16 protein-coding genes are annotated in these 21,604 nt (G+C 72.5%); 6 read left to right on the top strand and 10 right to left on the bottom strand.

What is annotated here, in order from left to right; translation table 11 throughout:
• Nucleotides 1-40: 40 nt before the first annotated feature.
• The 5 genes from NS220_RS08535 to NS220_RS08515 are packed head-to-tail and all read right to left on the bottom strand — an operon-like array spanning nt 41 to nt 6,616.
• Nucleotides 41-1,585 carry an ATP-binding cassette domain-containing protein gene (locus tag NS220_RS08535; protein ID WP_081323068.1) on the bottom strand — a complete coding sequence of 515 codons (1,545 nt, stop codon included), beginning with the start codon at nt 1,583-1,585 and terminating at the stop codon, nt 41-43.
• Nucleotides 1,582-2,478 (bottom strand): ABC transporter permease, encoded by an 897-nt coding sequence (locus NS220_RS08530; protein ID WP_058623652.1) that lies wholly within the window; start codon nt 2,476-2,478, stop codon nt 1,582-1,584. Before NS220_RS08530 ends, NS220_RS08535 begins: the two co-directional genes overlap by 4 nt.
• The gene (locus NS220_RS08525) at nt 2,475-3,491 is read right to left on the bottom strand and encodes an ABC transporter permease (RefSeq protein WP_058623651.1); all 1,017 of its coding nucleotides are present in this window, start codon (nt 3,489-3,491) and stop codon (nt 2,475-2,477) included. Before NS220_RS08525 ends, NS220_RS08530 begins: the two co-directional genes overlap by 4 nt.
• A 32-nt stretch (nt 3,492-3,523) precedes the next feature.
• Nucleotides 3,524-5,170: an ABC transporter substrate-binding protein gene (locus NS220_RS08520; RefSeq protein ID WP_058623650.1), complete on the bottom strand. Its 1,647-nt coding sequence runs from the start codon at nt 5,168-5,170 to the stop codon at nt 3,524-3,526.
• Between the two features lie 30 nt (nt 5,171-5,200).
• Nucleotides 5,201-6,616 (bottom strand): FAD-binding oxidoreductase, encoded by a 1,416-nt coding sequence (locus NS220_RS08515; protein ID WP_058623649.1) that lies wholly within the window; start codon nt 6,614-6,616, stop codon nt 5,201-5,203.
• Nucleotides 6,617-7,045: 429 nt separating this feature from the next.
• Here NS220_RS08515 and NS220_RS08510 point away from each other — a divergent pair, with 429 nt between their 5' ends.
• The 3 genes from NS220_RS08510 to NS220_RS08500 are packed head-to-tail and all read left to right on the top strand — an operon-like array spanning nt 7,046 to nt 11,489.
• Nucleotides 7,046-8,251 (top strand): LLM class flavin-dependent oxidoreductase, encoded by a 1,206-nt coding sequence (locus NS220_RS08510; RefSeq protein WP_058623648.1) that lies wholly within the window; start codon nt 7,046-7,048, stop codon nt 8,249-8,251.
• Nucleotides 8,248-9,600 carry an NtaA/DmoA family FMN-dependent monooxygenase gene (locus NS220_RS08505; protein WP_058623647.1) on the top strand — a complete coding sequence of 451 codons (1,353 nt, stop codon included), beginning with the start codon at nt 8,248-8,250 and terminating at the stop codon, nt 9,598-9,600. The genes NS220_RS08510 and NS220_RS08505 overlap by 4 nt, the downstream gene beginning before the upstream one ends.
• The gene (locus NS220_RS08500) at nt 9,597-11,489 is read left to right on the top strand and encodes an FAD/NAD(P)-binding protein (RefSeq protein ID WP_058623646.1); all 1,893 of its coding nucleotides are present in this window, start codon (nt 9,597-9,599) and stop codon (nt 11,487-11,489) included. Before NS220_RS08505 ends, NS220_RS08500 begins: the two co-directional genes overlap by 4 nt.
• Before the next feature lie 61 nt (nt 11,490-11,550).
• Here NS220_RS08500 and NS220_RS08495 read toward each other — a convergent pair whose 3' ends face one another.
• Nucleotides 11,551-12,573: a methylenetetrahydrofolate reductase C-terminal domain-containing protein gene (locus NS220_RS08495; protein ID WP_081323067.1), complete on the bottom strand. Its 1,023-nt coding sequence runs from the start codon at nt 12,571-12,573 to the stop codon at nt 11,551-11,553.
• A 106-nt stretch (nt 12,574-12,679) separates the two neighbouring features.
• Here NS220_RS08495 and NS220_RS08490 point away from each other — a divergent pair, with 106 nt between their 5' ends.
• The 3 genes from NS220_RS08490 (at nt 12,680) to NS220_RS08480 (ending at nt 17,202) form a co-directional block, all read left to right on the top strand.
• Entirely contained in the window at nt 12,680-13,294 is a 615-nt protein-coding gene (locus NS220_RS08490) for a pyridoxine/pyridoxamine 5'-phosphate oxidase (RefSeq protein WP_058623644.1), read from the top strand.
• Nucleotide 13,295: 1 nt separating this feature from the next.
• Complete coding sequence (locus NS220_RS08485; RefSeq protein WP_058623643.1) at nt 13,296-14,129, top strand: FAD binding domain-containing protein; 834 nt, start codon at nt 13,296-13,298, stop codon at nt 14,127-14,129.
• 145 nt (nt 14,130-14,274) lie between these two features.
• Nucleotides 14,275-17,202: a molybdopterin-dependent oxidoreductase gene (locus tag NS220_RS08480; protein WP_058623642.1), complete on the top strand. Its 2,928-nt coding sequence runs from the start codon at nt 14,275-14,277 to the stop codon at nt 17,200-17,202.
• A gap of 21 nt (nt 17,203-17,223) precedes the next feature.
• Here the strand turns inward: NS220_RS08480 and NS220_RS08475 are convergent, their stop codons facing one another.
• From NS220_RS08475 to NS220_RS08460, 4 genes are all read right to left on the bottom strand, one after another.
• A complete protein-coding gene (locus tag NS220_RS08475; protein ID WP_058623641.1) occupies nt 17,224-18,084 on the bottom strand; it encodes a PhzF family phenazine biosynthesis protein in 861 nt (286 codons plus the stop codon).
• A gap of 43 nt (nt 18,085-18,127) precedes the next feature.
• Nucleotides 18,128-18,742 carry a GrpB family protein gene (locus NS220_RS08470; RefSeq protein WP_081323066.1) on the bottom strand — a complete coding sequence of 205 codons (615 nt, stop codon included), beginning with the start codon at nt 18,740-18,742 and terminating at the stop codon, nt 18,128-18,130.
• A 176-nt stretch (nt 18,743-18,918) separates the two neighbouring features.
• On the bottom strand, nt 18,919-20,199 hold the full coding sequence (locus tag NS220_RS08465) for an allantoate amidohydrolase (protein ID WP_058623640.1): 1,281 nt from the start codon (nt 20,197-20,199) through the stop codon (nt 18,919-18,921).
• A 133-nt stretch (nt 20,200-20,332) separates the two neighbouring features.
• Nucleotides 20,333-21,565, bottom strand: a complete 1,233-nt coding sequence (locus NS220_RS08460; protein WP_081323065.1) for a pyridoxal-phosphate-dependent aminotransferase family protein — start codon at nt 21,563-21,565, stop codon at nt 20,333-20,335.
• Nucleotides 21,566-21,604: the final 39 nt, after the last annotated feature.

Genomic DNA, 21,604 nt, shown 5'->3' with positions numbered 1-21,604 from the left:
GCACACTGCGTGACGCACACGCGGAAGTTCGTCGGCAGCGTCAGATGGTTATAAGAGACAGCACCGACACCGTGTCGGCGATCTGCCGCACGAGCGCGAGGTCGTGCGAGACGAAGAGGTACGTCAGCCCCCGCTCGCGCTGCAGGCGCAGCAGAACCTCGAACACTCCCGCCTGCACGGTCACATCCAGCGCCGAGGTCGGCTCGTCGAGCACGATGACGTCGGGTTCGAGCACCAGGGCCCGGGCGATCGCGACGCGCTGACGCTGGCCGCCCGACAGCGCGTCGGGGCGACGGCGAGCGAGCTGCGGCGGCAGGCCCACGGCATCCAGGGCTTCGGCGACCTTTGCGGACCGCTCGGCGCGCGTGCCGACGCGGTACCGGTCGAGCGGTTCGCGGATGATCCGCCCGACGCTCCACGTGGGATCGAGGGAGGTGAAGGGGTTCTGGTAGACGAGCTGGAGGTGACGACGGATGCCGCGGAGCTCCGCCTCGGTCCGCCCGGTCACCGCCGCGCCGTCGACGAGGATCTCGCCGGCGTCGGGGGTCTCGAGCCCCAGCAGCAGGCGCACCGTGGTGGTCTTCCCCGAACCCGACTCGCCCACGAGCGCGTGGGTCGTGCCCGGCGGGACGCGGAAGGAGACCCCGGCCACGGCGGCTCGAGCGGTGCCGTCGACGACGAAGCTCTTCGAGATCTCGCGCACCTCGATGCGGGCGGCGGTGGTGTCGGTGGTCCATGCGTCGACCCCGCGCCCGTCGGCGTGACGGTAGCGGTCGGGGTTGAGAGCGGGGGCGTCGGCCTGCAGCTGCCGGGTGTAATCCGACGTCGGCGCGGCGAAGACGTCTCCGGTGGCGCCCGCCTCCTGGACCCGCCCGTTCTTGAGCACCACGATCTCGTCGGTGCGCTCGGCGGCGATCGCGAGGTCGTGCGTGATGAGCAGCAGACCGATGCCGAGCTCGTCGCGGAGCTCGCCGAGCAGGTCGAGGATGCGTTTCTGGATCGTGACGTCGAGGGCGCTCGTCGGCTCATCCGCCACGAGCAGCTCGGGCCGCGGCAGCACCGCGAGGCCGATCAGCACCCGCTGCAGCATGCCCCCGGAGAGCTGGTGGGGGTACGAGTCGTACACGCGGGCCGGATCGGGCAGGCCCACGCGGGCGAAGACGTCGAGGACGGCCGTGCGACGGTCGGGGGCATCGGTCAGCGCCGCCGCCTCGAGCGCCTGCGCCCCGACGGTGCGCACGGGGTTGAGGGCGTGCGAGGGATCCTGCGGGACGAAGCCGAGGCGGCGGCCGCGGAACGGCCGGAACCGCGCCTCGGAGAGCCCCAGCAGCTCGTCGCCGGCGAACTCCACGCGTCCGCTCGCCCGACCGGTTCCGCGCGGCAGCAGCCGCAGCACCGACCGCGCGATCGTCGACTTCCCCGACCCCGATTCGCCGATGAGCGCGAGGCTGCCGCCGCGGGGGATCGCGAACGACACGTCGTGCACCACGGGGGTGCGCCCGTACGCGACCGAGAGGTTCCGGACGCTCAGCAGGGGCGCGGGCGCGGCGGGCGCCTCTTCGCGGAGAGGGAGGGTGATGGTCATGACGTCCTCCTCAGCCACCGGCTGATGCGGTTGATCGAGAGCACGGTCGCCACGGTCACCAGGGCCGGCCACACGACCAGCCACGGCGCACGCGGGTAGTCCTTGCCCGCCGAGATGAGCAGGCCCCAGTCGGATGCCGGGGGCGGATCGCCGTAGCCGAGGAAGGCGAGCCCCGCGATGACGAGGATCGACAACCCGAACTGCAGCACGGCGAGTGGGATGAGCGAGCGCGAAGCGTTGGGGAGCACGTGCCGGAACAGCACGTGCAGGGTCGACCCGCCCTGCACTCGCGCCGCCTCGACGAAAACCGACGAGCGCACGCGCAGCACCTCGGAGCGCATGACCCGCGCGAACACCGCCACGGCCGAGACACCCGTCGCGATCGCGGCGTTGATGGTCTGGAAGCCGAGCGAGCTGACGATGACGACCGCGAGCAGGAACGCGGGGATCGCCAGCAGCACGTCGACGAAGCGAGCCAGCACCGTGTCGGTCCAGGAGCCGAGGAACCCGGCGAGCAGGCCGATGAGCCCTCCCACGACGACCCCGATCGCCACGGCGACCAGGGCGCTCGTCACCGACGACTGCGCGCCGAACACGATGCGGGCGAACAGGTCGCGACCGAGGTGGTCGGTGCCCAGCAGATGCGCCGCGCTGGGCGCCTGCAACTTGTCGGCGGGCACGCCCTGCGCGGGATTCTGCGCGGTGAAGAGCCACGGTGCGAGCGAGAACGCCACGACCACGGCGACGACCGCGAACGAGACGACCACGTCGATCGGAACGGAGAGACGGATGCCACGGATGCGGGCGAGCGGCCCGCCCGCCGCCGATCCCGGCGACGGGTCGGCCGTGGGAGGCGCCGGAGGTGCGACCGGGGACAGGGATGCGGCGGTCATACGATGCTCACCTCCTCGCGAAGAAGCGGTGCGGGTTCCTCGGCTGCGGAGGCGGCGACCGCGCGCCCGCGCGAGCCGATCGACACCCTCGGGTCGAGGAGCGGATAGGCCAGATCGGCGATGAGGTTGACCACGACGAATACGATCGCCGCGAGGGAGACCACCGCCTGCAGCACCGGGAGGTCCTGGCTGGACACGGCCTGCTCGACGAGGGTGCCGATGCCGACGCGACCGAAGATCGCCTCGGTGATGAGCGCCCCACCCAGCAGCTCGCCGACGATCAGCGCGAGAACGGTCACCGTCGGCAGCGCCGAGGGCTTCACGAGGTGGCGCAGGAACAGTGCGCCCTGCCCGAGGCCGCGCGAGCGGGCCACCGCGACGTACTCCTGCCGGGACTCGTGGTCGAGCGAGGCGATGAGCACTTCGGCGAGCTGCGCCGAGACCGGGATGCCGAGAGCCACCGCGGCGAAGAACGTCCCCCAGGGCGTCTCGGTGTCGATCATGCTGAACAGCCCCAGCCCGAAGGCGAACACGTGGATGAGCAGCAGGCCGATGACGAAGTTCGGCACCGACAGGAAGAGAGAGGGCAGGGAGCGCAGCAGGCCCTGACCGAAGCGGGGCGGAAGGAACTGCGTGCCGTAGGCGATCGCGACGGCCAGCACCACGGCGACCAGGAGGGCGGCCCCCGCGAGGCTGAGCGTCGAGCCGAGCGCATCGACCACGAGCGTTCCGACGGGCAGGTTCGATCGCAGGGAGACGCCGAGGTCGCCGACCACGAAGCGCCCGAGCGACGACCCCAGCTGCACCCACCACGGCTGGTCGAGGCCGTAGTACGACACGATGCGGGCGATGTCGTCTTCGGTGAAGCCGTTGTCGGGGTTGCGCAGGGTGCTCGTGATCGGGTCGCCGGGCAGGATGCTGATCACGAAGAACGTGAACAGGTACGCCAACAGCACGACGACGAGCGCCTGGCCCGTGCGCCGCAGCGCGAAGCGGCCGTAGGTGCCGAGCATGCTCTCTCCTTTCTGTCGCGAAGGACGGGAGGTCAGCGGTTGAGCCAGGCGTCCAGGTAGTACGCGTAGGCGAGGCCGTTGTAGCTGACGCCGCTGACCTCGGGTGCCTGCACGTACACGCGCTGCACGATCTGGGTGAGCGGGACGAAGTAGCCCTGCTGGAGCACGTACCCCTGCAGCTCGTCGGCGACCTTCGCGCGGGCGTCGCGGTCGGTCGCGGTGGCGATGCGTGTCGACAGGTCGTTCAGGGTGGCATCCGAGGTGCCGACCTTGAACCAGTCCTCGTCGCCCTTCTTCTGCGAGGTGAGGACGCCGGCGACGGTCCCGACGTCGACGAAGCTGCGGGTGATCTCGTTCGCGGGGACCGTGGCGTTGCCGATGACCTTCTGGCCGTAGGTCGGAACGTCGTAGGTCTCGAGGTTCACCTCGAATCCGAGGCTCGTCAGCTGCTGGTCGACGAGTTCGTCGACCGACTGCGAGGCCTGCAGGTAGGGGTTGGGGTAGAGCGTGAACGACAGCTTCTGGCCGTTCTTCGTGCGGACGCCGTCGACACCCTTCGTCCAGCCCGCCTCGTCGAGCAGGGCCGCGGCCTTGTCGGGGTCGTACGCGAAGTCGGCCGTGTGATCGGTGGCCTCGGGCACCGTGCTCTGGAACAGCGACTCGGCCGCGAACCAGCCGGGGGTGTAGACCGTCGAGAGGATCTCGTCGCGGTCGATGCCGTGCTGCACGGCTTGGCGCACGCTGAGGTCGTCGAACGGCGCGACCGACGTGTTCAGCGCGAAGCCGTTGACGAACCCGAGGTAGCGGGGCGTCTCGACGGTCAGCCCCTCCTGCTTGAGGGCCTCGAGGTCCTGGGGGCTGGCGTTGTACGCCACCTGGGCCTGGCCCGACTCGACCGAGGCGGTGCGCAGGGTGGGCTCGGCGACCTGCTTGTAGGTGATCGTGTCGAGGTAGGCCGGGCCCTCGTGGCCGACGGCCTCGGGGCCCCAGTCGTAGTCGTCGCGCTTCTTCAGCACGACGCTGTCACCCTCGGCGACCTTCTCGACGACGAACGGGCCGCTGCCGATGTCCTTCGTGAGGTCGGCCTGCTGCCCGGCGGGAAGGGCGAGGGTCGTCGGCGAGATGAGGATCGAGCCGTGGTAGGCGAGGGTCGGGATGAAGCTCAGGGTCGGCGCCGAGAACGACACCTTCACCGTCGCGGCATCCACCGCTTCGGCGCCCACGTAGTTCGCCGAGGGGAACAGGCCGATGCGGTTGATGCCGTCGTCGGGGCGGCCCTTCGCCCAGATGTCGATGTTCGCGACGACCGCGGCGGCATCCAGCGGGGTGCCGTCCGAGAAGGTGACGCCGTCCTTGAGGTGCAGGGTGAACTGCGTCTTGTCGGCGTTCTCCTCCCAGCTCTCGGCGATCCACGGGCTGAGGTTGCCCTCGGCGTCGACGTAGATCAGCTTGTCGGTGAGGTTGCCCCAGATCTGGCCCTGGTAGCTCGAGATCGCGCTGTTGTTCGGGATCCAGGTGGCTCCGAGCGAGTCGATCAGGAAGACGAGGTCGCCGCCGGGCTTCGGCGTGGAGCTCTCGGCCGGGCCTGCTGCGGTACCGGCACCGCAGCCGCTGAGCAGGAGGGTGCCGACGGTGAGGGCGGAGGCGGCGCCGAGGAGGCGTCGGAGACGAAGATTCATGAGGGGTCCTTGTGCTGTGGAGAACGTGTTTCAGAGGGCTTTTCCGGGGTTGAACAGCCCGGTCGGGTCGAGCGCGTCCTTGATCGCGAACTGGGCGACGCGCACGCGTTCTGCGAGCTCCTCAGCCGCGAGCTCGCGTTTGACCGTGCCGATGCCGTGCTCACCGCTGACCGTGCCGCCGACGGCGAGGGCCGCGCGGACGAGGTCGTCGGCCGCGTCGTGCAGGACCGCGGGAACGGCGGCGGGGTCGGCGCCGGCGGGGATGGGCAGGGTGATGACGGGATGCAGGTTGCCGTCGCCCGCGTGGGCGACGGCGCTCACGGCGACGCCGTAGCGCTCCTCGAGGGCGGGGAAGCCCGCGAAGACCTCGGCGATGCGCGACTTCGGCACGGCGACATCGCCGCCGACGAACCAGGTTCCCTCGCCCAGACGACGGCCCGAGCGTCGCAGTTCCCAGAGCTTCTCGGCATCCGCGTCGCTCTCGACACGCACGCGCGCGCCGGCGCCCTCGAGGGCCACGGTGAGCTCGGCGGTCTGCTCGTCGATGCCGAAGCCGTCGAGCTCGATGAGCAGCAGGGCTGCTCCGCGGGCACGCAGCCCGGAGGCGTTGGCGGCGTCGATCGCGTCGAGGGTGGGCTCGTCGAGGAATTCGATGACGCTCGGCCGCACGCGCGACGCGGTGATGGCCCCGATGCCGGCGGCGCCGGCGGCCGTGGAGGCGAAGAACGCGGTCACGGTACGGCGGGCGACCGGCAGGGGGCGGATGCGCACCGTCGCGCGCACGACGATGCCGAGCACCCCCTCCGACCCCACGAACAGCGAGACCAGGTCGAGGCCGGTCACGCCTTTGATCGAACGGTGACCCACCGAGACGAGGCTGCCGTCGGCGAGCACCACGTCCAGGGCCAGCACCGATTCCCGCGTGACGCCGTACTTGGCGCACCGGAGGCCCCCGGCGTTGGTGGCGATGTTTCCGCCGATGGTCGAGATGCGCCAGCTCGCGGGGTCGGGGGCGTAGAAGAGGCCGAGGGGTGCGAGGCGTTCGTTGAGGGCCGCGTTGAGCACGCCCGGCTCGACCACGGCGACCTCGTCGGCGGGCGAGATCTCGACGATGCGGTCGAGGCGGTCGGTCGCGATGATGAGCTGGGCCTCGGTGGCCGTCGCCCCGCCGGACAGACCGGTGCCGGCTCCGCGCGGGACGACACTGACACCGTGATGCCCGGCGAGGCGGACGAGCTGCTGCACCTGTTCCGCCGTGGTGGGGAAGGCGACGGCGGGACCGTCGAGAGATGCGGCCCCGTGCCGAGGGGCGGTTGCGGCGTCGTACGCGAACGCGGCCGTCTCTGCGGACGGCGGGCGCACCTCGATGCCCGGCGCCTCGATGCGGACGTCGTCCAGCAGAGCGGACAGACCCGTCGACGGGGCGATGGCGGTGGAAGCGCTCATGGGGCGGACCTCTCGGGTGGGAAGGCGGATGCGGCGGGCTCCGGCCGAACGTAGGCGGCACCGAAGGCGCGGTCACCTCGGACGACACGCTGTGTCGCGATGCGTCACCGTCCGACACCCCGCGTCGCGGAGCGTCACGAACGAGCGCGCGAAAGAGCGTCCCGCTACGCTCGCGCGCCGTCCGTGCGTCCCCGCCGGAAACCTCGCGCCCCGCCCGGGCGCTCGCGCCCCGCCCAGCTCTGTTGAGTGTCCAAGACACGCCGTAACCCCGAGCTGAGTTGCGGCGTGTCTTGGACACTCAAGCGGGGAAGGGAGCGCGGCGTAACAATGACGCCTCGCGGCGTTGTGTGACGCGCGCGATTGTGTCGACGCGGCACCGGCGGCACAGTGGGCCTCTCGGCGGGACCTGCCCGCCGCGAAGGAGTCCCGATGCCCGACCGCATCCACCTCGCCGTCGCCCTGGACGGTGCCGGCTGGCACCCAGCCGCCTGGCGTGAGACGACGGCCCGGCCCACCGAGCTCACCTCGGCCCGCTACTGGCGCGACCTGGCCGCCGTCGCGGATCACGGCGGCATCCTGTTCGCCACGATCGAGGACGCCCTCTCGCTCGGCGGACGCTCGTTCGAACCGGATGCCGAGACCCGGCGCGACCGCGTACGGGGGCGCCTCGACGCGGTGCTGACGGCGTCGTTCCTGGCCCCGGCCACGCGTCGTCTGGGACTCGTCCCGGCCGCGACCACCGCGCATCCCGAGCCCTTCCACCTCGCCACGGGACTCCAGACCCTCGACCACGTCAGCCGGGGTCGCGCCGGCGTGCGCCTGATCGCCGGCTCGACGCCCCAGGAACGGGCGAACTTCGGGCGCCGCGCCGACGGACCCGCGGGGCTCCCGGCATCCGGTCGCGTCGAAGACGATCCCGCGTTGCTCGCCGCCTTCCGCGAAGCGGGTGAGGTGGCCGACGTCATCCGGCGCCTGGCCGACTCGTGGGAGGACGACGCGATCGTGCGCGACCTCGAGACGGGGAAGTTCCTCGACCGCGATCGTGTGCACAAGGTCGAGTTCGAGGGCGAGTTCTTCTCGATCACCGGGGCGTCGATCGTTCCGCGCTCCCCGCAGGGCCAGCCGCTCGTCACCGCCCTCGCGCACCAGACGATCCCGTACCGTTTCGCCGCGGAGCACGCCGACCTCGTCTTCGTCACCCCCGCCGATGCGGCTGCGGTCGGCGGCATCCTGGGCGAACTGGCGGATGCCGCAGAGGCGACGCGCACGCTCGACGAACGGCTGCGCGTCTTCGCCGACCTGCTCGTGCTCGTCGAGAAGACCCGCGGCGAGGCCGCGAGCGTCTGGAACCGCCTCCAGGACCGCGTCCCGCTCACCACCGACGCCCGGGTCGTGGTCGGCACCGCCGACGATGTCGTGGACGAGATCCGCGCTCTCGCGGAAGCCGGGGTCGACGGCATCCGCCTGCGACCCGCCCGCCTTCCGGCCGACCTCGACGCGATCGTCGACCGGGTCGTGCCGCGCGCGGCGGCCGCCGGCATCCTGCTCCCCGACGACGGCTCCCCCACCCTTCGCGAGCGTCTCGGACTCCCCCGTCTCGTCAGTCGCTACGCCCGTCAGGAGGTCGGCGCATGACCCGCCGCCAGGTTCACCTCGCCGCGCACTTCCCGGGCGTGAACAACACCACCGTCTGGACCGACCCGTCAGCGGGCAGTCAGATCGACTTCTCGTCGTTCGAGTACTTCGCCCGCACGGCTGAGCGCGGCCTCTTCGACTACCTCTTCCTCGCCGAGGGGCTGCGCCTGCGCGAGCACCGCGGACAACTGCACGACCTCGACGTCGCGGGGCGACCGAACACCCTCGCGATCCTCGCGGCCTTGGCCGCGGTGACCGAGCACATCGGCCTCGTCGGCACGCTGAACACGACGTTCAACGAGCCGTACGAGCTCGCGCGTCAGCTCGGCACGCTCGACCTGCTGTCGAACGGCCGCGCCGGCTGGAACGCGGTGACGAGCTCCGATGCGTTCCACGGGGCGAACTTCCGCCGCGGCGGCTACCTCGACCACGCCGATCGGTATACGCGGGCGTCGGAGTTCGCGGCGCTGTCGAAGGCGCTCTGGTCGTCGTGGCGCGACGGAGCGATCGTGGCGGATGCCGAGACGGGGACGTTCCTCCGGGAGGACGCGATCGCGCGGGTGCGGCACGCGTCGCGGTTGTTCGACGTCGACGCGGTCTTCGACGTTCCGCCGTCGCCGCAGGGCAGACCCGTGATCGTGCAGGCCGGGGACTCCCCCGACGGCCGCGACTTCGCCACCGCGCACGCCGACGTCATCTTCTCTCTGCACACCGCCTTCGACGACGCGCAGCAGTTCTACCGCGACGTGAAGGGGCGGCTCGCCGCCCACGGACGCGACGAGGACTCGCTCAAGATCCTGCCCGCAGCGACGTTCGTCCTCGGCGACACGGCGGCGGAGGCCCGCGAGCGCTCCCGCGAGATCGCCCTCGCCCAGGTGCGCCCGCAGACCGCGATCACCTACCTCGAGCAGATCTGGAACCGCGACCTCAGCGGCTACGACCCCGACGGTCCCCTCCCCGACCTCGAGCCCGATACGGGCGTCGAGACCGCGCAGGGCTTCGCGGGCCGGCACGCGGCGATCCGCGCGCGCGTCGGGCAGCTGCGCGCCCAGGCCGCTGCCGAGGATCTCAGCATCCGGGAACTCGTCATGCGTCTGACGGCGAAGCACACCTTCGTCGGGACACCGGAGCACGTGGCATCCGAGATCGACCGGTACGTGCAGGAACGCGCGACCGACGGGTTCACCGTCGTCGGGCACGTCACCCCGCACGGCCTCGACGAGTTCACCGACCGGGTCGTTCCGCTGCTGCAGGAACGCGGCTCGTACCGCCGCGCGTACGACGAGGGGGCGACGCTGCACGACCTGCTGGGGCTGCCGCCGGTCTCCCCTCCGGTGCCCGTGCCGTGACCGAGCTCGTGATCGTCGGTGCGGGTCCGCGCGCGGTGATGCTCGTCGAGCGTCTGCTCGCGCGCCGCACCCGCGCGGCCAGTCCGCCGCTGCGCATCACGCTCGTCGACCCCTATCCGCCCGGTGCGGGACGCATCTGGCGCCGCGCGCAGTCGCCGCTGCTCAAGCTGAACTCGATGGCGCGCGATGTCACCGTGTTCACCGACGAGACCTCGACCATCGCGGGCCCCGTGCGCTCCGGCCCCTCCCTGATCGAATGGGCCGAGAGGGTGCGCGACGGACGCATCCCCGACGCCCACATCGACGACCCCGATCTGGATGCCGAGCTGCGGGCGCTCCGCGGCGACAGCTTCCCCACCCGGCGCCTGCAGAGCGTGTACCTCGACTGGTTCTGGCGGCGGACCGTCGCGATCGCCCCGCCGGGCGTCGACGTGCAGTACCGCCCGGGCACCGTGCAGTGGGTGGACGACACGGTCGAGGGATACGAGGTGGCCCTCGACGACGGCATCCGCCTGCCCGCCGACGTCGTCGTGTACGCCCTCGGGCACAACGGACGCGAGCCGGCCGAGGAGACGGCCGCGCTGATCGACGCCGCCGCGCGGGCCGGCCTGACCTATGTGCCGCCGACGTTCACCGCCGACGCCGACCTCTCGGTGCTCGCACCCGGCGACGACGTCATCGTGCGCGGCATGGGACTGGCGGCGGTGGATGCCATCGTGCTCCTGGCCGAGGGACGCGGCGGCCGCTTCTCGCGGGCACCGGACGGAACGCTGCGGTACGAGCCCTCCGGCCTCGAGCCGCGGCTCCACCTCGGCTCGCGCCGCGGGGTGCCGTATCGCTCGAAGGTGTCCTCGGAACGGCGCGGCGACCCGCCCGCGCGCGAGGTCCTGACCCCCGCGGTGGTCGCGGAACTGCTCGCGCGGCCGGGCACGATCGACTTCCTCGACGAGGTGTGGCCGCTGATCGCCCGGGAGCTCGTGTGGGGGCACTACCGCGAGCTGTTCACCGGATACCCGGAACGGGTATCCGTCTCGTGGGAGGTGTTCCGCGAGACGCTGCGGGTCGTCGACGGCGATACCGCGGCCCTCCGCCGGGCGGTCACCGAGGTCGTCCCCGATCCGCTCGACCGCTTCGACGTGCCCGCGCTCGACGTCCCGCTGGGCGAGGAGACCTTCGCCGACGCCGCCGAGGTGCACCGCCGCGTCCGGCGACACATCGCCGACGACCTGCACCTGCGCACGGCCCCGGAGCGGAGCACCGCGCAGGCGCTGTTCCTCACGATCCTCTCGTCGTTCCTCGCGCTGTCCGACATCCCCGTCGACCGGTGGAGCGCGCGGTCACGCGCCGTCGACCTCCCGGTGACCTGGCACACCTTCTTCAGCTACGTCGCCTCCGGTCCGCCCGCGCACCGTCTGGAAGAGCTCGGCGCCCTCGCGGATGCCGGGGTCGTGCGGTTCCTCGGCCCCGAGATCGCGGTGCGGGTGCGAGACGGCTTGTTCGTGGCATCCTCCCCCCGCGTTCCGGGCGAGGTCCGTGCACGAGCGCTCGTCGATGCGTGGCTGCCGGGGGCGGGCGCGGCCGCGAGCGACAACCCCGCTCTGCGCGAGCTCGCGACGCGGCACGGTCGCGAGGTGCACGTCAGCGACGAGACGTTCACGGGCTCGCTCGGGCGCATCGACACCGACGCCGACGGGCGCGTGCTCTCGCGCGATGGCGTCCCGCACGCGTCGCTGTTCGCGATCGGCCCGTTCACCGCGGGCATGGAGGCGGGTGCCTTCACCCGACCGCGCTCCAACGCGCTTTCGTTGCGCACGACCGACCGGGTCGCGGGAGCGATCGCGGAGACGGTGGCCACGGTGTCCGAGCGACGCCGGTCGTTCTCGCGCTGACGCCGGGCGTTCTCGCGCCGGGCCGGGTCGGGCCGCACCTCGCGCGCCGCGCCCGCGCCCCTCAGCGCAGCCGCCGAGCCACCTCCGCCAGCGCCTCGGCGAACGACTCCTCGGCGCCCTCGCGGCCGCCCGAGAGGTTCACCCCCACGACCCCGGGGAGCGCGAGCATCTCCTCGGCGAGCGCCACGGCGAGGGCGATGCCCTCCGCCCGCGGGTCCGCGGCATCGCGGACGCGCGACAGGAACCCGTCCGGCAGCACGAGCGTCGTGAACGACTCCAGGAGCGCGGCCGAGGCGTGATCCACCACCATCGGAATGCACGGGATGAACGCGACCGGCGCGTCGACCTCCTCGACGAACCTCCGCACGGGCACCGCCCCACCCGCGTGATTGACGAAGCACACGTCCGCTCCGGCCCGGAGCTTCTCGCGCAGACGCGCCGCGCGTCGGTCCACCGGCGGAGCCGCGGGCGACGCCGCCACCGACACCACGTGCCCCGCCGCTCGCGCGAGCGCCGCCGCCTCGGTCGAATCGAGGTCGAAGACGGGCGCGGCGTCGGGCCGGTGCCCGGTGCGGGTGTGGTCGCCGGTCACGCAGTGCACCCCGGCGACGCCCTCCACCGCGAGCGCCGCGAGCTCCCCCTCGATCGCGACGCGGTTGCGGTCGCGCATGTTCAGCCCCGTCCACACGCGCAGTCCGCGCCGCTGCAGCAGGTGCGCGCGGTAGGCCGGAGGGAACTGCACCCGGGCGCTCCCCGCGTCGCCGGCGAGGACGGCATCCACCTCTCCCACGAGAACCGCGGCACAGGCGTCGATGGATGCCACGCTCAGCGCCCGCGCGGGAAGGTCGGCCACGACCCACGGGCGCGTGCCGAGGGCTGCGAGGGTCCGCGCGGCGGCGGCCGTGCGCGGCGCCGGAGCCACGTCGGTTGCGCGGTCGACACCCGTCCACCGGACCGTCGGGCGGTGCAGGAATGCGCAGCGATGCGTGGCGTCGATCTCGCACGATCCGTCGAAACCGACACCGCCGCAGGGGCCGTACTCCATGCGCTTGGGGCACGCGTCGATCAGGGGCAGCGAGGTCATGGCCGGAGTGTACGGAGCGTGTGTTTCGACAAATGTTCGTGGTGGCAACATCACCGAAACGCGCGCTGCCTACGCTCGGCCCTACCGCAGCTTTCGGGAGGACCCCATGATCACGGCCGGCACCACCTTCGGTTCCGACGTCGACGCCACCGACGCGCTCGTGGCCGACCCGCTCGCCCTCATGGTGCAGTGGCTCCCCGCGCACGACAGCGTGCTGCGCCCCCTCGCCGCCCTCTCGACCATCGGGCTCGATGGCATCCCCTCGCTCCGTCACGTCCTCGTCAGCGACAGGGATGCCGCCGGCGTGACGTTCCACACCGACGAGGCGAGCGCGAAGGTCGCGGAGATCACCGCGAACCCCGTCGCCGCGATGGCCGTGGCGTGGCCCGAGCTCGGCCGCCAGCTCGTCGTGCGGGGAATCGTCGAGCGCGTGACCGCGGCGGAAGCGGCGAAGGTCTACGCCGAGCGCTCGCGGTACCTGCAACTCCTGGCGTGGCTGAACACGCGCGAGAACGCGCACCTCGACGCCGACGCACGGCACCACCTCTGGGCCGAGTTCGACGCCGCCCACCCCACGCTCGACCCACCCGCACGGTGGACGGGCTTCCGCCTGCGCCCTCTCACCCTGACATTCTGGCGCGGCGACCCGATCGGTCAGAGCACGCGGCAGCACTACACCCTCGCCGACGGCCGTTGGTCGGGGCAGATCCTGGCGGGCTGACATGGACATCACCACCGTCAGCTCGTTCCGCTCCGCGCGCACGCGCGCCGACTTGGCGCTCGCCCCGGGCGAGGTCGTCATGGCCGGCGGCACCTGGCTCATGAGCGAGCCGCAGCCGACCACGACCGGCTTCGTCGACCTCACGACCCTTGCGTGGCCCGATGTCGAGATCACCGACACGGGACTGCGCATCGGCGCGACATGCACGATCGCGCGCCTGCTCGCGTGGGTGGAGACCGAGGCGCCGGCCGAATGGACCTCGCTCGCGCTCGCCCGCCCGTCCGCCGATGCGCTCCTCGCATCGTTCAAGATCTGGAACACCGCCACCGTCGGAGGCAACGTCTGCCAGGCGTTCGCGGCCGGAGCGATGATCGCGATGCTCTCGACCCTGGATGCCACGGCCCTCATCTGGACGCGCGACGGCGGCGAGCGCGTGATCGCGGTGGCCGACCTGGTGATCGACAATCAGGCGACCTCGCTCGCACCGGGCGAGGTCGTGCGGGCGCTCGACGTTCCCGCGCACGCCCTGCGCGCGCGGGTCGGTCTGCAGAAGATCGCGCTCGCGGAGCTGGGCCGATCCGGCGCGGTGGTGACCGCGCGCGTCGACCCGGACGGTTCGGCGGTCTTCGTCGTCACGGCCGCCGTTCGACGCCCGCGCGTCCTGAGATTCGCCCGCGTTCCGGGTGCCGGAGAGCTGCGGGATGCCGTCGCCTCCGCGACCGACTTCTACACCGACCCGCTGGGCAGTGCCGACTGGCGACGCGGCGTGAGCGTCGTGCTCGCCGAGCGACTGCGCGCGGGTTTCGCCCGCGATCGCGCGGAGGGCACCGCGTGAGCGCGGCACGCCGCATCGCCGTCCCGCGCTCCGGAGTTCCGGGCGCCGCGGCGCGCACCACGGGCTGCGCTGGTCGGATTCGGCCGGCTTCTTCCGGAGCGCGGCACGCGAGATGCCAGGTCGGGGCGCAACGGGAGGGCACCGCGTGAAGTTCCAGGTCAACGGGGAGCCGGTCGACGCCGAGCCCCGCCCCGGTCAGAGTGCGCGCACGCTGCTGCGCGAGACGGGCCACGTCGAGGTGAAGAAGGGCTGCGACGCGGGCGACTGCGGCGCGTGCTCGGTGCTGCTCGACGGGGAGCCGACGCACTCGTGCATCATCCCGGCCATGCGTCTCGAGGGGCGCGCGATCACGACCGCCGCAGGCCTCGCCCCCGGCGACGAGCTGCACCCCGTGCAGGAGGCCCTGGCGTCGGGCTTCGGCTTCCAGTGCGGGTTCTGCACGCCCGGGATGAGCGTCACGGCCTCGACCCTGACCACCGCCGACCTGCCCGACCTCGACCGCCGCATGAAGGGCAACCTCTGTCGGTGCACCGGGTACCGCCCGATCCGCGCGGCGATCCGCGAGTCCGTCCTGGGGCCCGTGCGTGAGACCGGCGCGCCCGCAGCCGAGCAGGCGCGGTCCGGATGCATGGCCGACGCCCATGACACCCACCCCGCCGCCCCGTCAGAGCACTCCTGCCCCACGGGTCATGCAGATGAACCACCCACCGACGCAGCGGACGGCCGCGTGGGCTCCTCGACCATCCCCGAGGCCGCGCGGCGCATCGTGCAGGGCCGTGAGCCGTTCACGTTCGACGAGCCCGTGCCCGGCGGTCCCCCGCTCGTGCTGCGCGTGGTCATCTCGCCCCACGCCCACGCGCGCGTGCGGTCGATCGACACGGCGGCGGCCCTCGCGATCCCCGGCGTCGTCGCCGTGTTCACGCACGAGGACGTCCCCGAGCTCCGCTACTCCACCGGCCGGCACGAGCACCGCACCGACGATCCCGACGACACGCGCATGCTCGACGACGTCGTGCGCCACGTCGGCCAGCGGGTGGCCGCGGTCGTCGGCGAGACGGCGGAAGCAGCGGATGCCGGCTGCCGCGCGGTCCACATCGATTACGACGTGCTGCCCGCCGTGTTCGACCCCGAAGAGGCCCGCCGCCCCGGGGCCCCGCTGCTGCACCCCGACCGCACCCCGGACGAGAGGGTGATGGAGGCCGAGCGCAACGTGGTCGCCGGCTTCCACACCGGCCACGGCGGCGACATCGACGCGGCCCTCGCCGCGAGCCACGCCGTCGTCACGGGCGAGTGGACGTCGTCGCGCGTCACCCATGCGGCGCTCGAGACGCATGGGTCGGTCGGCTGGCTCGACGACGACGGCCGCCTCGTGATCCGTTCGTCGACGCAGGTACCGTTCCTCGCCCGCAACGAGCTCGCGCACATCTTCGGCCTCGAGCGCGACCGCGTCCGCGTCTTCGCGGCGCGTGTCGGTGGCGGCTTCGGCGGCAAGCAAGAGCTCTTCACCGAGGACCTCACGGCCCTCGCCGTGCTGAAGCTCGGTCGTCCGGTGGCGTACGAGTTCTCGCGCACCGACCAGTTCGTGCGGGCGTCGCTCCGGCATCCGATGCGCGTCCGCGTCACCCTCGGATCGGATGCCGACGGCGTGCTGACGGCCATGAAGATCGATGTCCTCAGCGACACCGGTGCCTACGGCAATCACGCGATCGGGGTGCTGTTCCACTCGTGCGCCGAGTCGACGACGCTCTACCGGGTGCCGGTGAAGTGGATCGACGCCGAAGCGGTCTACACGAACAACCCGCCGTCGGGGGCCTTCCGCGGCTACGGGCTCGGCCAGGTGGTCTTCGGCGTCGAGTCGGCGATGGATGCCCTCGCCGAGGAGCTGGGGATCGACCCGTTCGACCTTCGCCGCCTCAACGCCGTGCGCGAGGGCGACCCGCTCCACCCCGACGACGACGAGAAGTACGAGGAAGACCTGATCTGGGGCAGTTACGGCCTCGATCAGTGCCTCGATCTCGCGCAGGACGCGCTGCGCCGGGGCAACGGCGTCGAGGCCCCCGAGGGCTGGGTCGTCGGCGAGGGCATGGCCGCCGCGATGATCGCGACGATGGCCCCGCGCGGGCACATCGCGCACACCACCGCGACCCTGCGGCCGGACGGCACGTACCTCCTCCGCGTCGGCACCGCCGAGTTCGGCAACGGCACATCGACCGTGCATCGGCAGATCGCGGCGACCGTGCTCGATGCCGCCCCCGAGCGCCTCGAACTGTGGGCCGCCGATACGGACGCGGTCCGCCACGACACCGGCGCCTTCGCCTCGGCCGGCACGGTCGTCGCGGGCAAGGCCCTGTACGGCGCGTGCACGGTGCTGCGGCGACGGATGGTCGAGATCGCCACGGAGTTGGCGAGCGGGGATGCCGGGTTCGCGACACCCCTGCCCGAGGGGCTCGACGTCGAACTCGTGGCATCCGGGATCCGCGTGGGGGGCGAGCTCGTCTCCTGGGCGCGGATCATCGCGGCTGCCCCCGCCGCACACCTCACCGAAGACGGCCTCACCGCCGACGGCGCCGAGTTCGGCGACCGACGCTCGCTCGCGTTCAACGTGCACGCGGTTCGCGTGGCGGTCGACCCCGAGACGGGGACGGTCGAGGTGCTGCAGTCGATCCAGGCCGCGGACGCCGGCGTCGTGATCAACCCGGCGCAGTGCCGCGGGCAGATCGAGGGCGGCGCGGCCCAGGCCCTGGGTGGCGCGCTCTACGAGGAGGTGCTGCTCGAGGACGGCGTGGTGCAGAACCCCGTGTTCCGCACCTACCGCGTGCCGCAGTTCGCCGATGTCCCCGACACCGAGGTGTACTTCGCCGAGACCGATGACTCCCTCGGACCCTTCGGCGCGAAGTCGATGAGCGAGTCGCCGTACAACCCCGTCGGCGCCGCGATCGGCAACGCGGTGTCCCGAGCGGTGGGGCGCCGCGGATACACCCTGCCGTTCTCGCGCGATCGGGTGTGGAGGTTGGCAGGCGGGGGCGACCAACCGCACCCACCCGTGGCCGGCGCATGTCCCACGACGGGCTGAACCGCACCGGCTCGACCAGGCTCAGCCCTCCAGCGGCACGGCCGTCCCCGACACCCGGATGCCGCCAACCACCGGCACCTCGACCTCGAGGACGCTCGGCCGGCCGATGTGCCGGCCCTGGTGCACGGTGACGCCGAAGGGCGCGCGCACACCGACCCGCTCGCGCAGGTACGCGCCGAGGGAAGCCGCCGCGGAGCCGGTGGCGGGGTCCTCGGTGATGTCCCCGACCGGGAAGAGGTTGCGCGCTTCGGCGACGAGCCCGTCCGCGATGTCGCCGTCGACGTGCACGACGATGACGGTGCCTCTCCATCCGCGCTCGTCCATCAGGCTTCGCAACGCCGCCGGGTCGAAGGCGAACCCGTCGAAGCGACGGCGCGAGGCGATCGCGACCACCGGGTGCAGGTTGCCGGCGAAGGCCTGCGCCAGCGGCATCCGCCCGTCGAGGTCGTCTCGGGTCAGGCCGAGCAGGTCCAGCAGACGGTCGGCGACGGGCTCTTCGAGGTCGATGACATGCGGCTCGACGCTGGTGAATCCCGCGACGATGCGACCCTCGTCGACCGCGGTGTCCACCTCGACCGGCCCCGCTGCCGTGTCGAACGTGAACGTCCCGGGGCCGTCGGCCTCGGCGAGCGCCACCGCGGTCGCGACCGTGGCGTGTCCGCAGAACGGCACCTCGGCACCGGGCGAGAAGTAGCGCACCCGTATCCGGCTTCCCTCGCGGCCCGTGACGAAGGCCGTCTCGGGATGCCCGAGAGCGGCGGCGATGCGCTGCATCTGCGCGTCGTCGAGGGCCGTGGCATCCAGGACCACCCCGGCGGGATTGCCGCCACCGGGCTCGGCCGCGAAAGCGAGAAGCTGCAGGATGCCGGGAGTCGAGGTCATGGAACGATTCTCCCGCGAGCACCTCGGCGTCCGCGCGGGCCGATCACGAGGACGTGGACCGACCCTCTCGCGCCGCCCACGTCTCGAACGCGGCCTGCACCTCGTCGAAGAACGCCGTCTTCGCGCGCGTGTAGTCGTCGTAGTCGGCCTTGCCGACCTGCTGGGCGCTCAGCTGCTGTTTGAGGCGCGCATAGCGATCGCGCTCGGCGGGGTGGGCTCGCAGCCAGTCGCGGAACCACACGGTGTACCGGCCCCACGGCGAGTCGAGCCGGCGGACGTGCAGGATCGCCTGCGCGTCCTCGTGCCAGTACAGCCTCTTCTCCCACACGACCGGATCCACCGGGGTGCGCCCGCGCGGCAGATCACGGTCGACGCCCGGGGAGTCGGGCCGGGAACCGCGCGCCCGCACGTATCCGCGCGGGGCGAGTCGCGCGATCAGCTCGTTCTCCTCGGGCAGGGGGGCGATGCGCACCTGGAGGTCGAGGAACGGTTTCGCGGCGAGACCGGGCACGGCGGTCGAGCCGATGTGGTCCAGAACGGCGGTGTCCGCACCCGGGAGCCCGGCGAGCGCGGAACGGACATCGACGAGCAGGGCCGCGGCCCGCGTCGCCCACTCCGGGCGGGGCGCGGCGATGGCGGCGGGGTTGTCGGCGGTCATGACCTCGACGCTAGGTGATGGGGTGGCGCGGCGCTGCCCCGACGAGACGCCATCATGGACTCGTCCGCATCGTCGGGGGAATCGTTCCGCGACGATCTTCGTGGCCTCGCCCCCGCCCCCGGTGATCGAGAACCCGCCTCCCTGGAACCGGGCCTGAGGCGTGCCCTCGGGACCGCTCAGCGCGGCTCCGCCCCCAGGTGCAGCACCGCCTCGGCCAACGCGCGGATCCCCGCCGCCACATCCGCCCCGGCGACGGCCTCGTCGGGGTGGTGACTGATGCCGTCGGGATTGCGCAGGAAGAGCATCCCCACCTCGGTGATCGCGCCGATCGCCATCGCGTCGTGCCCGGCGCGGCTGAAGAGCGTCGGCGCCTCGCCGCCGATCCCCGCCCGCACGACGTCCTGGAGCAGAGGTGCGCAGAACACGGCCGGCGCGCTGTGCACCTCACGGGCCCGCCACCGCAGGCCGCGGCGGCCCATGATGGCATCCAGTTCGCGCGCGATCTCGTCCCACGTGTGATCGCGCGTCGCGTCGAACTCGCCGCGCAGGTCGAGCGAGAAACGAGCCTCCCCCGGCACGACGTTGACGGCGCCCGGGAACGCCTCGAGCTGCCCGACCGTGCCGATGATGTGATGCTCGCCGCGGCAGATCCGCTCGACCGCGAGGGCCGCCTCGCTCGCGCCGAGGAGGGCGTCTCGGCGCATGTCGTAGGGCGTACCGCCGGCGTGCCGGGCCTCCCCCTCGACCACGAGCTGGAAGCGCCGCGCCGAAGCGATCGACGACACCGCGGCGAGGGCCTGCCCGCTGCGGTGCAGCTCGGGTCCCTGCTCGATGTGGGCTTCGAGGTAGGCGACGAGTTCGTCGGGTCGGCGCGCGGCGTCGCCTATGCGCCCGGGATCGAGGCCGAACTCGCGGAACGCCTCGCGCACGGTCGTGCCGTCGGCGTCGGGGAGGTCCCACCACGCGGGGTCCCACTGCCCGGCGACCGCCGACGACCCCAGCAGCGCCTTGCCGAAGCGCGTGCCTTCCTCGTCGCTGAAGGCGATGACCTCGAGCGCGAAGGGGAAAGGGCTGGATGCCGCGCCCGCGTCGTCGACGAGACGGAGCAGCCGCACGACCTCGAGCGCCATCAGCACCCCGACGATCCCGTCGAAGCGTCCGGCGTCGGGGACGGTGTCGAGGTGCGAGCCCAGGAGCAGCGCGGGGGCGTCGGGGGCGCCCGCGGGGGCGAGTCGTCCGACCTGGTTGCCCGCGGCATCCTGACGGGTCGTCATGCCGAGCTCGCGCATCCACTCGGCGGCGAGCCGGTTGACCCGCGCGTGCTCGGGCGAGAGGTAGACGCGGGTGATGCTGCCCGGCGTCGCGGTGACGCGCGCGAGTTCTTCGCACCGCCCCATGACGCGGCGGGCGGCCGAGACGACGCGCTCTGGTGCGACCTCGAGGCGGGTGGCGGTCACGCGCGCTGCTCGCGGTCGTGACGCCGCATGGCCGAGGCCCGAGCGTGAATCGCCACACGTGCGGGCGCACCCGGCGCCCCGACGTCTGCGCGCCCGAGGTCCGCGGAGGGGAACGCGGGGCGAGTGAGGAACGTCATGACCGCACCGCCGCGTACACGCCCTGCGCCGCCTCGACCCCACCGCCCGCGGGCACCGACGCACCGTGACGGCGCAGCACCGTCTCGAGGGCGGCGAGCGTCGTGAGCACCGCGTCCTTCCGGGCGTTGTAGCCCATCGTGCCGATGCGCCAGACGCGGCCGTGCAGCGGGCCGAACGAGGTGCCGATCTCGATGCCGAAGTCGCCGAGCAGCTCGCCGCGCACGGCATCGCCCACGACGGCATCCGGGATCTCGACGGCGACGACGTTCGTCATCTTGTGCGCGACGTCGCCGAAGACGGTGAGCCCGAGGCCCTCGACGCCCGCGAGCATCGCGTCGCCGTGCAGCCGGTGTCGCGCGATGACCTCGTCGCGCCCCTCGAGCAGCAGCACGCGCGCGCACTCGCGCGCGCCGTAGAGCATGGTCGTCGCCTCGGTGTGGTGGTTCAGGCGCCGCGGTCCCCAGTAGTCGAGGATCATCGCGAGGTCGAAGTAGTTCGAGCGGATGAAGTCGGATGCCACGGCATCCCCCTCCTCGCGGATGCCGGCCTCGACGCGGGCCCGCGAGCGCACGACCTCGACGGCGCGCTCGGACAGGCTGATCGGCGCTGACCCCGAGGGACCGCCGAGGCACTTCTGCAGGCCGGCGGTCGCGGCATCCAGGCCCCAGGCGTCCATCTCGAATGGATTTCCCCCGAGCGAGGCCGTCGCGTCGGTGTAGAAGAGGGCGCCGTGGGCGCGGCAGATCTCGCCGATCTCGTCGAGCGGCTGGAGCATCGTCGTGGAGGTGTCGCCCTGCACGCACGCGACGAGGTGGGGCTTCACCCGCTCGATCGCCGCGCGGACCGTCGAGACCGGGAAGACCTGCCCCCACGGCACCTCGATCGTGTGCACCTCGGCGAGGGCTCGCTCGGCGATCTCGGCGAGCAGGTGCCCGAAGCGGCCGAAGACGGGGACGAGCACGCGGTCGCCGGGGCGGATCAGCGAGACCATCGCGGCCTCGATGCCGGCGCGGCTCGTGCCGTCGATCAGCAGCGTGGCGTCGTTGGACGTGCCCCACACCTGCCGGTACAGCTCCTGCGTCTCGGTCATCGTCGCGGTCATGAAGGGGTCGTACTGACCGACGAGCGGGGCGCCCATCGCGCGCAGCACGCTCGGGTACGCCGAGATGGGACCGGGACCCATCAGCAGGCGTGCGGGCGGATCGATCGGGCCGGGGAGGTGGGACATCAGGACTCCAGGGAGCGGGGATGGGAGCGGCGGTGGGAG

Origin of the sequence: Microbacterium testaceum, from assembly GCF_001476655.1 — a bacterium.
In the GTDB taxonomy this organism is placed as follows: domain Bacteria; phylum Actinomycetota; class Actinomycetes; order Actinomycetales; family Microbacteriaceae; genus Microbacterium; species Microbacterium testaceum_C.
This window is presented reverse-complemented; position numbering and strand designations above follow the sequence as displayed.